The following is a 14,921-nucleotide window of genomic DNA, read 5'->3' on the forward strand; positions in this document are numbered from 1 at the left end:
TAAGGCGTTACCGGAGCGTTGTGCGACGGTCGTAGGGGCGGTCAGCGGGTGGTCACTGGGTACGGAGGCCGGGGATCCGGCCGTTGCGGAACAGGTCCACGAAGATCTGGTGGTCGGCCCGGGCGCGGGCGCCGTACGCGTGCGCGAAGTCCACGAGCAGGTCCCCGAAGCCGTCCTCGTCGGCGGCGATGGCCGCGTCGATGGCGCGCTCCGTGGAGAACGGCACCAGGGACTCGCCGGACTGGTCGTCCGCCGCCGCGTGCATGGTCGCCGTGGCCCGGCCCAGGTCGGCGACGACGGCCGCGATCTCCTCCGGGTCGTCGATGTCGCCCCAGTCCAGGTCGACTGCGTACGGCGAGACCTCGGCGACCAGCTGGCCCGCGCCGTCCAGCTCGGTCCAGCCCAGCCACGGGTCGGCGTGCGCCTGCAGCGCGCGCTGCGAGATCACCGTGCGGTGCCCCTCGTGCTGGAAGTAGGCGCGGATGGCGGGGTCCGTGACGTGCCGGGAGACGGCCGGGGTCTGGGCCTGCTTGACGTAGATCACCACGTCGTTCTCCAGGGCGTCGCTGTTGCCCTCCAGCAGGATGTTGTACGACGGCAGGCCCGCGGAGCCTATGCCGATGCCGCGGCGGCCGACGACGTCCTTCACACGGTAGGAGTCGGGGCGGGCCAGCGAGGACTCCGGGAGCGTCTCCAGGTAGCCGTCGAAGGCGGCGAGCACCTTGTAGCGCGTGGCCGCGTCCAGCTCGATCGAGCCGCCGCCGGGCGCGAAGCGGCGCTCGAAGTCGCGGATCTCCGTCATCGAGTCCAGCAGCCCGAAGCGGGTCAGCGACCGGGCGTCGCGCAGCGCGTCCAGCAGGGCGCCCTGGGCGGTGTCCAGGGTGAAGGGCGGCACCTCGTCGCTCTTGGCGCCCGTGGCCAGGGCGTGGACGCGCTCGCGGTAGGCCGCCGCGTAGATCCGCACCAGCTCGGTGATCTGCCCGTCGCTGAGCGCCTTCGCGTAGCCGATCAGCGCCACGGAGGCCGCGAAGCGGCCGAGGTCCCAGGTGAAGGGGCCTACATAGGCCTCGTCGAAGTCGTTGACGTTGAAGATCAGGCGGCCCTGGGAGTCCATGTACGTGCCGAAGTTCTCCGCGTGCAGGTCGCCGTGGATCCACACCCGCGAGGTCCGCTCGTCCAGGTACGGCCCGCCGGCCACGCGGCTGGTGCCCAGGCCCGTCTCCCCGGCGTCGAGGTCGCGGTAGAAGAGGCACGCCGTGCCGCGGTAGAAGGCGAACGCGGAGGCCGCCATCTTGCGGAACTTCACGCGGAACGCGGCCGGGTCCGCGGCCAGCAGTTCGCCGAAGGCGGTGTCGAAGACGGCGAGGATCTGCTCCCCGCGCTGCTCGTCGCTGAGCTGCGGAACCGACATCGCTGGGTGCCTCCTGGTACGGGTGGTGCGGCGGGACGGACGGCCCGTCCCCTCGACAACGGACGACGGTACGCGGGAGTGCCCGCCCGGCGCCCGGGAACCCCGCCGACCGGTGGCGCGCCCCCGGCCCACGCGTCCCCACCGCAGGGCGGCGACGGAAGGCGACGGCCGGCCCGAGACGCCCCAACCGTCTCGACCGCCCCGGCCGCCCCGGCCGCCCCGACCGGGGCGTCTCGGGGCCCAGGTCGGGCGGTGCCGGGCAGGACCCGTGCGGGCGGCACGGGGCGGGCCGCCCGCACGGCCCGCACGCCCCCGGGGCGGCGGTACGGAGCGCTCCGCGCGCCCGTCCGGGGCACGGAGCGTGAGCGGCCGTGTGCCGTCCGCGCCGCGGATTCCGTGCCTCCGGAACACGTCCCGGCCGTGGGGGGCGGGCGACCGCGCGGTGCCGGCCGGCGGGCATAGACTTCGAGGCTGTCCCCCAGGACTGTCCGCCACCCGTCGCCCGGTGTTCCCCAGGAGGCCCCAGCCGTGTCGAAGCCGCCGTTCACGCACCTGCACGTCCACACCCAGTACTCGCTGCTGGACGGTGCCGCGCGGCTCAAGGACATGTTCGATGCCTGCAATGAGATGGGCATGACGCACATCGCCATGAGCGACCACGGCAACCTCCACGGGGCGTACGACTTCTTCCACTCCGCCAAGAAGGCGGGGGTCACGCCGATCATCGGCATCGAGGCCTACGTGGCGCCCGAGTCGCGGCGCACCAAGCGCAAGATCCAGTGGGGCCAGCCGCACCAGAAGCGGGACGACGTCTCCGGTTCGGGCGGTTACACCCACAAGACGATCTGGGCGGCGAACGCCACCGGCCTGCACAACCTCTTCCGGCTCTCCTCCGACGCGTACGCCGAGGGCTGGCTGCAGAAGTGGCCCCGCATGGACAAGGAGTCCATCTCCCAGTGGTCCGAGGGGCTCATCGCCTCCACGGGCTGCCCCTCGGGCGAGCTGCAGACCCGGCTGCGCCTCGGCCAGTACGACGAGGCCCTGAAGTCGGCGGCCGAGTACCAGGACATCTTCGGCAAGGACCGTTACTTCCTGGAGCTGATGGACCACGGCATCGAGATCGAGCGCCGGGTCCGCGACGGCCTGCTGGAGATCGGCAGGAAGCTCGGCATCCCGCCGCTGGTGACGAACGACTCGCACTACACGCACGCGCACGAGGCGACCGCCCACGACGCCCTGCTGTGCATCCAGACCGGCAAGAACCTCTCCGACCCCGACCGCTTCAAGTTCGACGGCACCGGCTACTACCTGAAGTCCACGGAGGAGATGTACGCCATCGACTCCTCGGACGCCTGGCAGGAGGGCTGCCGCAACACGCTCCTGGTGGCCGAGCAGATCGACACCACCGGGATGTTCGAGAAGCGCGACCTGATGCCGAAGTTCGACATCCCGGAGGGCTACACCGAGGTCACCTGGTTCAAGGAGGAGGTCCGCCGCGGCATGGAGCGCCGCTTCCCGGGCGGCATCCCCGAGGACCGCCAGAAGCAGGTCGAGTACGAGATGGACGTCATCATCCAGATGGGGTTCCCGGGGTACTTCCTCGTCGTCGCCGACTTCATCATGTGGGCCAAGAACAACGGCATCGCGGTCGGCCCCGGCCGCGGTTCCGCGGCCGGCTCGATCGTCGCCTACGCCCTGGGCATCACCGACCTCGACCCGATCCCGCACGGCCTGATCTTCGAGCGGTTCCTCAACCCCGAGCGCGTCTCCATGCCCGACGTCGACATCGACTTCGACGAGCGCAGGCGCGTCGAGGTGATCAGGTACGTGACGGAGAAGTACGGCGCCGACAAGGTCGCCATGATCGGCACCTACGGCAAGATCAAGGCCAAGAACGCGATCAAGGACTCCGCGCGCGTGCTGGGCTACCCGTACGCGATGGGCGACCGGATCACCAAGGCCATGCCCGCCGACGTGCTCGGCAAGGGCATCGACCTGGACGGCATCACCAACCCCTCGCACCCCCGGTACAACGAGGCGGGCGAGGTCCGCGCGATGTACGAGAACGAGCCGGACGTGAAGAAGGTCATCGACACCGCCAAGGGCGTCGAGGGCCTGGTCCGGCAGATGGGCGTGCACGCCGCCGGCGTGATCATGTCCAGCGAGACCATCACCGAGCACGTGCCCGTCTGGGTGCGCCACACCGACGGCGTGACCATCACGCAGTGGGACTACCCGAGCTGCGAGTCGCTCGGCCTGCTGAAGATGGACTTCCTCGGCCTGCGCAACCTGACGATCATGGACGACGCCGTCAAGATGGTGAAGTCCAACAAGGGCGTCGACATCGACCTGCTGAGCCTGCCGCTCGACGACCCCAAGACCTTCGAACTGCTCCAGCGCGGCGACACCCTCGGCGTCTTCCAGTTCGACGGCGGCCCCATGCGCTCCCTGCTGCGCCTGATGAAGCCCGACAACTTCGAGGACATCTCCGCCGTCTCGGCCCTGTACCGCCCCGGCCCGATGGGCATGGACTCGCACACGAACTACGCGCTGCGCAAGAACGGCCTCCAGGAGATCACCCCGATCCACAAGGAGCTGGAGGAGCCGCTCAAGGAGGTCCTGGACGTCACCTACGGCCTGATCGTCTACCAGGAGCAGGTGCAGAAGGCCGCCCAGATCATCGCCGGCTACTCGCTCGGCGAGGCCGACATCCTCCGCCGCGTGATGGGCAAGAAGAAGCCCGACGAACTGGCGAAGAACTTCACCATCTTCCAGGCCGGCGCCCAGAAGAACGGCTACAGCGACGAGGCGATCCAGGCGCTGTGGGACGTGCTGGTGCCGTTCGCCGGCTACGCGTTCAACAAGGCCCACTCCGCCGCGTACGGACTGGTCTCGTACTGGACCGCGTACCTCAAGGCCAACTACCCCGCCGAGTACATGGCGGCGCTGCTGACGTCCGTCAAGGACGACAAGGACAAGTCGGCCGTCTACCTCAACGAGTGCCGGCGCATGGGCATCAAGGTGCTCCCGCCGGACGTCAACGAGTCGGAGTCGAACTTCGCCGCCCAGGGCGACGACGTGATCCTCTTCGGTCTCTCCGCCGTCCGCAACGTCGGCACGAACGTGGTGGACTCGATCATCCGCTGCCGCAAGGCCAAGGGGAAGTACGCCTCGTTCCCCGACTACCTCGACAAGGTCGAGGCGGTCGTCTGCAACAAGCGCACCACCGAATCGCTCATCAAGGCGGGCGCGTTCGACACCATGGGGCACACCCGCAAGGGCCTCATGGCGCAGTACGAGCCGATGATCGACAACGTGGTGCAGGTCAAGCGCAAGGAGGCCGAGGGCCAGTTCGACCTCTTCGGCGGCATGGGGGAGGAGGACAGCAGCGAACCGGGCTTCGGGCTCGACGTCACCTTCACCGACGAGGAGTGGGACAAGACCTACCTCCTCGCCCAGGAGCGGGAGATGCTCGGCCTGTACGTCTCCGACCACCCGCTCTTCGGCCTGGAGCACGTGCTGTCCGACAAGGCGGACGCGGGCATCTCCCAGCTCACCGGAGGCGAGCACGCGGACGGCGCGGTCGTCACCATCGGCGGCATCATCTCCGGCCTCCAGCGCAAGATGACCAAGCAGGGCAACGCCTGGGCGATCGCCACGGTCGAGGACCTCGCGGGCTCCATCGAGTGCATGTTCTTCCCGGCGACCTACCAGCTGGTGTCCACGCAACTCGTCGAGGACGCCGTGGTGTTCGTCAAGGGACGCCTGGACAAGCGCGAGGACGTGCCGCGCCTGGTGGCCATGGAGCTGATGGTCCCGGACCTGTCGAACGCGGGCGCCAACGCGCCCGTGGTCCTCACCATCCCGGCCCTGAAGGTCACCCCGCCCATGGTCAGCAGGCTCGGTGAGATCCTCGGCAACCACAAGGGCGACAGCGAGGTGCGGATCAGGCTCCAGGGCCCGCGCAAGACCACGGTGCTGCGGCTCGACCGGCACCGGGTGAAGCCCGACCCCGCGCTCTTCGGCGACCTGAAGGTGCTGCTCGGCCCGGCCTGCCTGGCGGGCTGAGCGGCGCCCGCCCGGGCCCGGGGCGCCACGGGGTCCGGGCCGGTGACCGCGCGGGGCCGGGGCCCGGGGCACCACGGGTGAGGGGCGCGTCCGCCGGCGGACGCGCCCCTCACCCGTATGCGGGCCGCAACAGCCCTTCACGGCGGCCTCAGTTGTGGCCGAAACGCTTCTGTTGCTTACGGGCGACATCGGCGGGGCTGCCCTGCACGTGCGACAGCGTCGCCTGCTGCGACTCGGCGGCCGAGCCCACCGCCCGTTCCGGGGCCGGGCCCGCCTGCGTACTGCGCTCCTGCTGGCCGGGCTGCTTGCGGTTCTTGTTCTTGGCCATGGTGATGCCTCCTGTGGGGGTCTCTAGGGACCAGGGCCGGAATCAGCCTCACATGAGGCGACATGCCGCGCATGTCAGGGAATCACCCTGTGTGACAAGGCCTGTCGGGACGTGTCGCGCGGATCCGCCACGCCGAAGATCGAGTTCGAGCCGTTAACCTCCGCGTGGTCGGGCAGACTCGAAGGAAGCCCGAAGCACACCTCCAGGAAAGAGGGTGGACCGCGTGGACCGCTGCATCGTCCTGGTGGACGCCGGGTATCTGCTCGGGGCCGCCGCCAGCCTGCTCGCCGGCGAGCCCTCGCGATCGCGGATCACCGTCGACCACGCCGCCCTCATCCAGGGGCTGCGCGAACGCGCCGAGTCCGACACCGGACGGCCGCTGCTGCGGATCTACTGGTTCGACGGCGCGCCCGACCGCGTACCGCAGCCCGAGCACCGCCGGCTGCGCGTCATGCCGCGCGTGACGGTCCGGCTCGGCGCCCTGACCCGCAGCGACGGCCGGTGGGCGCAGAAGGGCGTGGACGCCGCGATGCACGCCGAGCTGACCGAACTGGCGCGCAACCGCGCCTGCTCCGACGTCGTCCTCGTCACCGGCGACGGCGATCTGCTGCCGGGCATGATGGCCGCCAAGGAGCACGGGGTGGCCGTGCACCTGTGGGCCGTGCAGGCCGCCGACGGCGACTACAACCAGTCCGAGGACCTGGTCGCCGAGGCCGACGAGCGCCGCGTCCTGGACCGGGTCTGGATCACCCGGGCCGTGCGCCCCAAGGAGTTCGGCGGGGTCTGCGCGCCGCCGCCCGTGCCGCGGCCCGAGATCGCCGCGATCCTCTCGGCACCGCTGCCCGAGTCCGCGCTCGCCGCCGCCTCGGAGCGGCGCGCGCAGGAGGCCGAGCACACCTCCCCGGCCGCCGCGCGCAACGGCGACGCGGAGCGCGCCCCGGCCGCCAAGGGCGTCCCGACGCCGAAGGACCTCGCCGCGCTGCGCGCGCCCGGCGCCACGGCCGGCGTCCAGCACCCCGCGAGCGCGACGCTGCGCTGGTCCTCCGACAAGGGCTGGGTCGACCGGCCCGGCGTCGCCGCCGAGCCCCCGGAGGCCGCGTCGCTGCCGACGCTGGCGCAGCTGACCACGGCCGAGCAGCGCTGGGCCGACCGCGAGGAGGACATCACGACGGTCGGCGGCGACCCGTACGAGGTCGGACAGGTGTTCGCACGCCGCTGGATGGAGCGGCTGCCGGACCAGACGCAGCTGCGGAAGCTGTCGGCCCTGTACCCGCGGGTGCCGCACCGCATCGACGGCGAGCTGCTGCGGTACGCGGCCCGGTTCGGGCTGCTCGCCCACAAGGACGACCAGATCGACGAGCACGACCGCTACGCCATCCGGGCGGGTTTCTGGCGCGAGGTCGACACGCGGACGGCGGTGGAGCACGCGCAGGCACGGGACTGAGGCGCCGCGCGACGGGACCCGGGGCCCGTACGGGCGCCTCGGCGAGGCGGCCGGCCGGAACCGCCGGACGGGTCCGGGGTGCCCTGCCCGCGCACCGGGCGGTGCGGGCGTCCCGTACGGCGGCCGACGGAGCGCGGGATCCCTCCGGCCGGAGGTCCGGGCGCGTGCCTCCCGGCCCGGCGGCGGCGCCCGGGCGGACCCCTCCGTGAGAGCGCCGGCGGTGGTTTCGGGCGGGCTCGGGGCGTATGTCCCCGGTGGTCCTCCCCGCCGCTCCCGAGGGCGGCCGGGGGTCCCGGCGGAGGGGCCGCCGGGCCGGGCCGCCGCGCGGGGTGTGCGCTGTTCGCCCGACCCGGAAGTGGTTCCGGGCGCGGGACCCCGTAGTCTCGTCCTTCGTGAGCACGCGCATCCCACAGACGGTCCGCCCCGGACGCGAGGGCGACGTCGTGTGCGCGGTGCGCGGTCTGACCAAGACCTATCCGGCCGTGCGCGGGCGGCGCGGCGTACCCGGCACCCCCGAGGTGCGCGCCACCGACGCCGTCGACCTGGACATCAGACGCGGCGAGATCTTCGGCCTGCTCGGCCCGAACGGCGCGGGCAAGTCCACCCTCGTACGGCAGATGACCGGGCTGATGCGCCCCGACCGCGGCAGCGTGGAGATTCTCGGCCACGACATCGTGCGCCACCCGGAGCGGGCCGCGCGGATCCTGGCCTACCTCGGCCAGGAGTCCACCGCCCTCGACGAGCTGACCGTCTCGCTCGCCGCCGAGACCACCGGGCGCCTGCGCGGCCTCGACGTCGCGAGCGCCCGCGCCGAGCGGGACGCCGTCCTGGACGAACTGGGGCTCGCCCCGCTCGCGGCGCGCCCGCTCAGACGCCTCTCCGGCGGCCAGCGGCGGCTCGCCTGCTTCGCCGCCGCGCTGGTGGGCCGGCGCCCGTTCCTGGTGCTCGACGAGCCGACCACGGGCATGGACCCGGTGGCCCGCCGCGCCGTCTGGGCCGCCGTCGACCGGCGCAGGGCCGAGCACGGCGCGACCGTCCTGCTGGTCACCCACAACGTCATCGAGGCCGAGACCGTCCTCGACCGCGTCGCCGTCCTCGACCGGGGCCGGGTCATCGCCTGCGACACCCCGAGCGGGCTGAAGGAGCAGGTCGCGGGCGAGGTGCGGGTCGAACTCGTCTGGCGCGAGCGCGCGCCGCTCGACGTCCCCGAGGTCGCCGCCCTGCGCGAGGCCGCCGTGGAGTCGGGCCGCCGCTGGACGCTGCGCCTGGCCCCCGAGGAGGCCCGCGCGGCCGTCGCCACGGTCACCGGCGGCGACGCCTTCGCCGCCCTGGACGACTTCACGCTCGCCACGCCCAGCCTGGAGGACGTGTACCTGGCCCTGGGCGGGGACGCGCGGGGACTGGTGAAGGCATGAGCGCGCGAGCCGCCGCGTCCGTACGGGACAGGACGGCAGTCCGAGCGAAGAGGAGCAGCACGACGTGAGTGTCGTACCCGCCGAGGTCCTGCCGGGCCGTGCCGCGCCCGCACAGGACACGGCCGGCCGCGGTGCCGGGCCGGCCGAGCTCGGTCCGCGCGCCCGCCTGTGGCCCGCGCTGAGCGCCGTGTACCGGGCGCAGCTCTCCCGTGCCCGGGTGGCGCGGATCCCGCTGCTGTTCGTCGCCACCTTCCAGTCCGTCGGGATCATGATCCTGATGCGCGGGGTGGTGGACGGCGGCCACGAGGCGCGGGCCGTGGTGGCCGGCGCCTCCGTCCTGGTCGTCGCGTTCGTCGCGCTCAACCTGCTCGCCCAGTACTTCGGGCAGCTGCGGGCCAGCGGCGGGCTCGACCACTACGCCACGCTGCCGGTGCCGCCCGCGGCCGTGGTCCTCGGCGCGGCGGCCGCGTACGCCTCGTTCACCGTGCCGGGCACCGTCGTCACGGCCGTCTTCGGCTGCCTGCTGTTCCAGCTGCCGCTGGCGCACCTGTGGGTGCTGGCGGCGGTGATCCCGCTGGCGGGCGCCGCGCTCGCCGGGCTCGGGGCGGCGCTGGGACTGCTCGCGCCGCGCCCCGAGCTGGCCACGCTGCTGGGCCAGCTCGGCATGTCGGCGGCGCTGCTGCTCGGCGTGCTGCCGCCGGACAGACTGCCGTCGGTGGTGCGGCTCGGCCGCGACCTGCTGCCCTCGACGTACGGCGTGGAGGCCTTCGCCCGCACGTTCGACGGGCATCCCGACTGGGCCGTCGTCCTGCTCGACCTCTCCGTCTGCGCCGGGGTCGGGGTGGCCTCGCTCGCCGTCGCCACCTGGGCGTACCGCCGCGCCGCCGTCCGATGACGCGCCGGGCGGGCGGGCCTGGCACGATGTCAGGGTGACCGCACCGCTGACTCCGCCCCCGCCGCCCCGCCAGCCCTCGCACCACGACCGGCAGGGACCGCCCGCAGGGAGTGCCGTGGGACTCGCCGCGTACGAACAGGACGGCCCCGGGATGAAGACCGAAGTGCGGGAGTCCGCCGTGGTCGCGGTGGCCATGGGCGTCGGCGGGGTGCTGCTCGGACTGCTGTGGTGGTGGCTGGCGCCCCAGGTGCCGCTGGTCGCGAACGCGGAGGCCGTGTACCTGAAGGACTCCGAGGGCGAGCAGGCCATCGGCGTCGACGGAACGTTCACGCTGCTGGCGCTCGGCTTCGGCGCGCTGAGCGCGCTCGTGGTGTTCCTGGTGCGCCGCCGCGGCGGCGCACCGCTCGTGGTGGGCATGACCGTCGGCGGGCTGCTCGGCTCACTGCTCGCCTGGCGGCTCGGCGTCTGGCTCGGTCCCGCCCAGGACGTGGTCGCGCACGCCAAGGAGGTCGGCAAGGGCGTCACGTTCGCCGCGCCGCTGGAGCTGGGCGCCAAGGGCGCGCTGCTCGCCTGGTCCGTCGCCGCGCTCGTCGTCCACCTCGGCCTGACGGCCCTGTTCGGCCCGCGCGACCCCGACCCGTACGCGGCGTCCCCGTACCCGCCCGAGGCGTCCCCGTACCCGCCGGAGGACGGGCCCCGGTCCTGACGGCACGGGGCGGGCCGCTCGCGCCCGGCACCGGCACCCACGTACGCCGGGGGGCCGGCCCGCTCACCGCGGACCGGCCCCCTGCCCTTCGTCCTCCCGTCGCCGGACGGTGTCGTCCGCCTCTCTGGTGCCGTGACCGGAAAGGTTCACCGGCTCACGACGCCCGGCACGGCACTAGGCGGGCCGCCGACCGTGGTTGGAGCGGGACTTCCTCACCCGCCACTTGCGCTTGCGCGTCCTCTTCGACATGTCCTCGGTACTTAGCCGAGGACCGGGCGCCCGTCGAGGGTCCGCGCACCCGGGACCGCCCGTACCGGACGCACCGGGCCGGGAACGCGCCGGTGCCGCGGCGGGCGGCACCGGCGGCGCCGCGGGCCGCTACGGGCGGGCGACCGGGGCCGAGACGGCGTCCGTGAGCTTCTCCAGGTCGGCCGGTGCGAGTTCGACCTCCAGGCCGCGGCGCCCGGCCGAGACGCAGATCGTCTCGTGCGCGCGGGCCGAGGCGTCCAGCACCGTGCGCAGCTTCTTGCGCTGGCCCAGCGGGGAGATGCCGCCGCGCACGTAGCCCGTCGTGCGCTCGGCGGCCGCCGGGTCGGCCATCGCGGCCCGCTTGCCGCCGACCGCCGAGGCCAGCGCCTTCAGGTCGAGCGACCCGGCGACGGGGACGACGGCGACGGTCAGCTCGCCGTCCACGTCCGCCACCAGCGTCTTGAAGACCCGCTCGGGGGAGACGCCCATCGCCTGCGCCGCCTCCTCGCCGTACGAGGGGTGCGAGGGGTCGTGCTCGTAGGCGTGCACGGTGAACGCGACACCCGCCGCGGTGAGGGCGACGGTCGCGGGGGTCCCCCCGGACTGCTGCTGCTTCTTCGTCTTCTTCGCCAAGGAATCCACGTCCTGCGTTCGTCCGGGACCCGTCGTCGGCCGGGTCCCGCCGGCTGTCTGGTGCGACGCGTCAGTTGAGACTCGTCGGCCCGCGGGTCAGGTCCGCCGCGGGCAGTGAGGGCAGCGTACGGATGATCGCGGTCTCGGCGCGCAGGAGTTTCAGCTCGTCGCGCAGGCGCGAGGCGGTGTCCGGAGCCTGGAGCAGCCGCTGCTTGGCGGGCACGTCCAGCATCGCGGCCGCCGCGACCAGGTACGAGACCACGGCCGGCTCGTCCGGCAGGTCGCCGCCGGCCGACAGGGACCGCTCGCGGGCCCCGGCGAGGCGCTTCTGGTACTGGCGGAAGGCCCGCAGGACGCTCTCGGCGAGCGCGTCCGCCTCGTCGCCCGGCTCCTCGGCCAGCTCCTCCAGCTCGGCGGTCAGATAGGGGCCGGAGGCGTCCACGGACAGCAGCCGCACCCGGGTCGTCCCGGTGGCCAGCACCTCGAAGCCGCCGTCGGGGCGCTCCCGGACCGTCGCCGCGTCCGCGACGCAGCCGACCTTGTGGAAGGAGCGCGCCGGGTCGTCGCCGAAGCCGGCCGCGGGACCCCGCTCGGGCGCGGCCGTCGGGTCCGGCATGCCCGGCGCGCTGGGGGCGACCTCGTGGCCGTCCCGGATCGCCACGACGGCGAACCGGCGCGGTTCGTCCTCGGGGGTCTTCAGCAGGTCGCGCATCATGGCGCGATAGCGCTCCTCGAACACGTTCAACGGGAGCACCAGTCCCGGGAACAGCACCGAGTTGAGGGGAAAGAGCGGCAGCCGCACGGTGGTCACGACGCAAGAGCCTAATGGGCGGCCCCGGTGGAGCGTCCGCCGCGGTCACCCTCCGCAAGGACGCGGTCGCTCGCTCGCGGGCACAGCGGCGTCGCGCGGGCCACTTCGAGGCGCACGGCGCGGCGCAGTTCCAGGAAGCGGCCGAGCGGGTCCCCGTCCGGCCGGTCCCACGGGAACGAGGTCGCGTACGGGCCGGTCAGCCGGAACTGCTCGAGCGCGTCCCGCCAGCGCTCCAGGGCGGCCAGCACGTACGCGAGCACGTTGCGGCCCTCCGCGGACCAGGGGTCCGCGGACGGGTGGTGCCGGGAGACGGCGATCGCGAGGTCGGCCGCGGCGTCCAGGCGTGCGCGCGGGACGGCGGCCCCGTCCGGCGGCGCTCCCCCGCCGGGCCCGGCCCCGGTCAGGTACGCGAAGGCCGCGCGTGCCGGGAGCGCCTGCGCCGGCGAGCCGGGCGCCGCGTCCTGGGCGGCGCGCTCGGCGAAGTCGAAGCACTCGCGGTACGAGCCGCGCCGGGCGGCGGACAGGTACTGCAGGGCCGAGACGTGGCAGCCGTAGTGGAGCGCGCTGCGGCGGACGGCCTCGGCCCACAGCTCCTCGAAGGCGGTGTGCGGGGCGTGCGTGCCCCGGGCGTGGTCCAGCGCGATCCGCCAGGGCACCGGGTCGCCCGGGCTCGCCTGGGCGGCCGCGGCGATCAGGGGCGCGACCGGGCGCAGCAGCTCGTCCCGGGCCGGCGACGCCCACGCCCGCGTCACCGCCAGCTCGGCCCCGAGCAGCAGGACGTCGGGGTCGTCCGGCGCCGCCCGCCGCCAGCGCTCGAACCACTCGGGCCGGGAGCGCGCGAAGGCCGCGAGCCGGACCGCGTACCGGTCCCGGTGCTCCCACTCGGCGGCCTCGCGCGTGGCGGCCAGCAGCGCGGACGCCGGCCCGTACTCGCCGCGCCCGGCCCCGACGAGCGCGGGGCCGAGCCGTCCGTCGGGGGCGTCGAGCAGGACGTCGTCGTCGGGCGGCAGTCCGACGGAGAGGCGGGGGGAGTGCTTGATCGTCCGGGCCGTCCGGAGGACCGTGCGCAGAAGTGCCATGTCGCCGACCATTGAAGAGCCCGCGCGGGAGCGGTTCCAGCACGTTTGGGTAAACGCGTCAGGGTTGTACCCGGACTGGTCAAGGGCGGGCAAAAACGCGCTGTGTGCGGTCTGTTGGCCCGCCGTCCACCCGTCCGTCGCCGTCCGTCCGCCGTGGCGCGCGGGGGCACGGGGGCACGGAGGCATGCGGTCCCGGGTCCGCGGGATCAGCTGCGGCGCAGGAGTCTGGTCGCGCCGGCCGCGACGGTCGTGGCCAGGGTCCAGCCGAGCAGGATCACCACGGCGGCCAGCCACTGCCAGCCGCCGCGCAGCTGCCAGTAGCCCACCTGCCCGAGGTCGATGACCGGCAGGAGCAGGTCCAGCGCGAACAGGGAGGCGTTCCACGGCGGGTGCTCGCCGCTCTTGATCGGCGGGTGGTCCGCGTGCGAGAAGGCGAGCGAGGTCGCCGCCCACAGCACCGCCATCCACACGGCGGCCCGGCCCGGCCGGTAGCCGTAGGCCACCGTCCAGTCCTGCACGTAGCCCCACAGTTTGCCCGCGGGCGGCAGGATCTCCCGGCGGTGGCGCTGCTTGGCCAGCAGCACCTCGCGGGCGCCCTCGTCCTCGCCGCCGTTGCGCAGCACGGCGGCGAGCCGCTCGTACGGCTCCGGGTTGTACTCGGCGGTCGCGGCGGCCACCCACTGCAACCGCTCCACCAGCGGGAACGGGCCGCGCGGCACGAGGTTCTCGTAGCAGAAGCCGCCCATGTGCAGCATGCCGGGGCCCGGCCAGCTCGCCGCGCGGTCCATCAGGTTGACCACCCGGGCCCCGGACAGCACCACGTGTCCCGCGCGCGGCCGCTCGCCCAGGAAGCGCAGCTCGGGCGTCTGCACCCGGCGCAGCGACAGCTCCTGGTCGCCGGCCAGCAGGAACCGTGCCCGGTCGAGGTCGACGGCGTCCCCGAACCGCCCGTCGTCCAGCCGCATCCCGCCCCGGCACTCGAAGCGCTGGACGCGGGTGCCCTGCGCCGGGGTGACGCCGGCGGCCTGCTGCGGGCCGCCGACGCCGGCCGGGGTCAGGTACAGCGTGCGCTCGACGGTCAGCTGCGGCGCGTTCAGGGCGAAGCGCTCGCGGGGGTTGCTCAGGCGGCTGCCGCGCAGGCTGAGAGAGACGCCGATCTGGGCGCCGCGCAGGCTCAGTTCGCCGTACGACTCCAGCATCTCGGCCTGCAGGTCCTGGCCGACGGTCATGCCGTCGCCCGCGATGGAGCGGCCGCGCCGGTCCGGGTGCACGACCGCCTGGCTGAGCAGCAGGTCCGTGCCGATGTGCGCGTCGGTGAGGCGGACGCCGCGGCGGAAGCGGCAGCGCGGCAGGTGCAGGTCGCCCTCGGTGTGCAGCCGGGCGGCCTCCAGGCGCGGCACCGAGCAGTCCACCAGCCGCAGGGTCGTGAACCGCGTCTCGGGCAGCACGACCTCCTTCTCGAACCGGCAGCCCCGCAGCTCCACGTACGGCTCGATCGTGCCGCCCGCGAGGTCCAGGACGCCGGTGATCCGTAAGCCGGTCAGCTTCAGGGACGAGACCCGGCCCGACAGGGCGGGCGGCCCGTCCAGCAGCAGCATGGCGACGACGCGCGCCCGCACGCTGCGCTCCGGCCCCCACGGGGCCGCGCCGTGCGGATCGTCCACGGCGGCGTCCCCGCTGCTCAGGTCGTACTCGCTGCCGTTGCGGAACGCCTGCCACATTCCCGCCTCGGCACTGGTCACTCCGTCCGGCAGCTCCCCGGTCCCTGCCCCGTCCGTCACGGCGCGTCCCTCCGTCCCCGACAGTGCACCCCTTCGCACAACCGTTCATGCCCGCTGAGTGACGGCGTGAACGCCGAGAGTGACAAAGATCTTGTGCGGGG

General features: G+C 73.7%; 12 protein-coding genes. 5 read left to right on the top strand and 7 right to left on the bottom strand.

The genetic code is table 11. The annotated features are described in order from the left end of the window. Positions 1 to 52 precede the first annotated feature (52 nt). Complete coding sequence (locus tag IE271_RS02470; protein ID WP_190188418.1) at positions 53 to 1,411, bottom strand: DUF2252 domain-containing protein; 1,359 nt, start codon at positions 1,409 to 1,411, stop codon at positions 53 to 55. Positions 1,412 to 1,939: 528 nt separating this feature from the next. Between IE271_RS02470 and dnaE the strand changes: the two genes are divergently transcribed. Next, on the top strand, positions 1,940 to 5,479 hold the full coding sequence (dnaE, locus tag IE271_RS02475) for a DNA polymerase III subunit alpha (RefSeq protein WP_190188419.1): 3,540 nt from the start codon (positions 1,940 to 1,942) through the stop codon (positions 5,477 to 5,479). A 148-nt stretch (positions 5,480 to 5,627) separates the two neighbouring features. On the opposite strand, the gene IE271_RS02480 is transcribed toward dnaE, so the two are convergent. Then, on the bottom strand, positions 5,628 to 5,807 hold the full coding sequence (locus IE271_RS02480) for a hypothetical protein (protein WP_190188420.1): 180 nt from the start codon (positions 5,805 to 5,807) through the stop codon (positions 5,628 to 5,630). Positions 5,808 to 6,030: 223 nt separating this feature from the next. Between IE271_RS02480 and IE271_RS02485 the strand changes: the two genes are divergently transcribed. The 4 genes from IE271_RS02485 to IE271_RS02500 all read left to right on the top strand — a co-directional run bounded on the left by IE271_RS02485 (position 6,031) and on the right by IE271_RS02500 (position 10,267). Next, a complete protein-coding gene (locus IE271_RS02485) occupies positions 6,031 to 7,251 on the top strand; it encodes an NYN domain-containing protein (RefSeq protein ID WP_190188570.1) in 1,221 nt (406 codons plus the stop codon). 443 nt (positions 7,252 to 7,694) lie between these two features. Further along, positions 7,695 to 8,666 (top strand): ABC transporter ATP-binding protein, encoded by a 972-nt coding sequence (locus IE271_RS02490; protein ID WP_190188571.1) that lies wholly within the window; start codon positions 7,695 to 7,697, stop codon positions 8,664 to 8,666. Between the two features lie 64 nt (positions 8,667 to 8,730). Continuing rightward, positions 8,731 to 9,561: an ABC transporter permease gene (locus IE271_RS02495; RefSeq protein WP_190188421.1), complete on the top strand. Its 831-nt coding sequence runs from the start codon at positions 8,731 to 8,733 to the stop codon at positions 9,559 to 9,561. 34 nt (positions 9,562 to 9,595) lie between these two features. Beyond that, entirely contained in the window at positions 9,596 to 10,267 is a 672-nt protein-coding gene (locus IE271_RS02500; protein WP_190188422.1) for an AAA family ATPase, read from the top strand. 174 nt (positions 10,268 to 10,441) lie between these two features. On the opposite strand, the gene IE271_RS44440 is transcribed toward IE271_RS02500, so the two are convergent. The 5 genes from IE271_RS44440 to IE271_RS02520 form a co-directional block, all read right to left on the bottom strand. Next, positions 10,442 to 10,516, bottom strand: a complete 75-nt coding sequence (locus tag IE271_RS44440) for a hypothetical protein (RefSeq protein ID WP_491591085.1) — start codon at positions 10,514 to 10,516, stop codon at positions 10,442 to 10,444. 129 nt (positions 10,517 to 10,645) lie between these two features. After that, the gene (gene ybaK, locus IE271_RS02505; protein WP_190188423.1) at positions 10,646 to 11,149 is read right to left on the bottom strand and encodes a Cys-tRNA(Pro) deacylase; all 504 of its coding nucleotides are present in this window, start codon (positions 11,147 to 11,149) and stop codon (positions 10,646 to 10,648) included. A 70-nt stretch (positions 11,150 to 11,219) separates the two neighbouring features. After that, a complete protein-coding gene (locus tag IE271_RS02510) occupies positions 11,220 to 11,960 on the bottom strand; it encodes an LON peptidase substrate-binding domain-containing protein (protein ID WP_190188424.1) in 741 nt (246 codons plus the stop codon). A gap of 11 nt (positions 11,961 to 11,971) precedes the next feature. Then, a complete protein-coding gene (locus IE271_RS02515) occupies positions 11,972 to 13,051 on the bottom strand; it encodes a hypothetical protein (protein ID WP_190188425.1) in 1,080 nt (359 codons plus the stop codon). A gap of 194 nt (positions 13,052 to 13,245) precedes the next feature. Then, positions 13,246 to 14,820, bottom strand: coding sequence for an oxidoreductase (locus IE271_RS02520; RefSeq protein ID WP_190188426.1), 1,575 nt, complete (start codon positions 14,818 to 14,820; stop codon positions 13,246 to 13,248). Positions 14,821 to 14,921 lie beyond the last annotated feature (101 nt).

The organism is Streptomyces minutiscleroticus (assembly GCF_014650875.1).
Lineage (GTDB): Bacteria > Actinomycetota > Actinomycetes > Streptomycetales > Streptomycetaceae > Streptomyces > Streptomyces minutiscleroticus.

What these genes read in the sequence shown, in the direction of transcription:
- IE271_RS02480 (WP_190188420.1), bottom strand. Translation starts at nt 5,807, where the DNA reads ATGGCCAAGAACAAGAACCGCAAGCAGCCCGGCCAGCAGGAGCGCAGT.
- IE271_RS02470 (WP_190188418.1), bottom strand. Translation starts at nt 1,411, where the DNA reads ATGTCGGTTCCGCAGCTCAGCGACGAGCAGCGCGGGGAGCAGATCCTC.
- IE271_RS02515 (WP_190188425.1), bottom strand. Translation starts at nt 13,051, where the DNA reads ATGGTCGGCGACATGGCACTTCTGCGCACGGTCCTCCGGACGGCCCGG.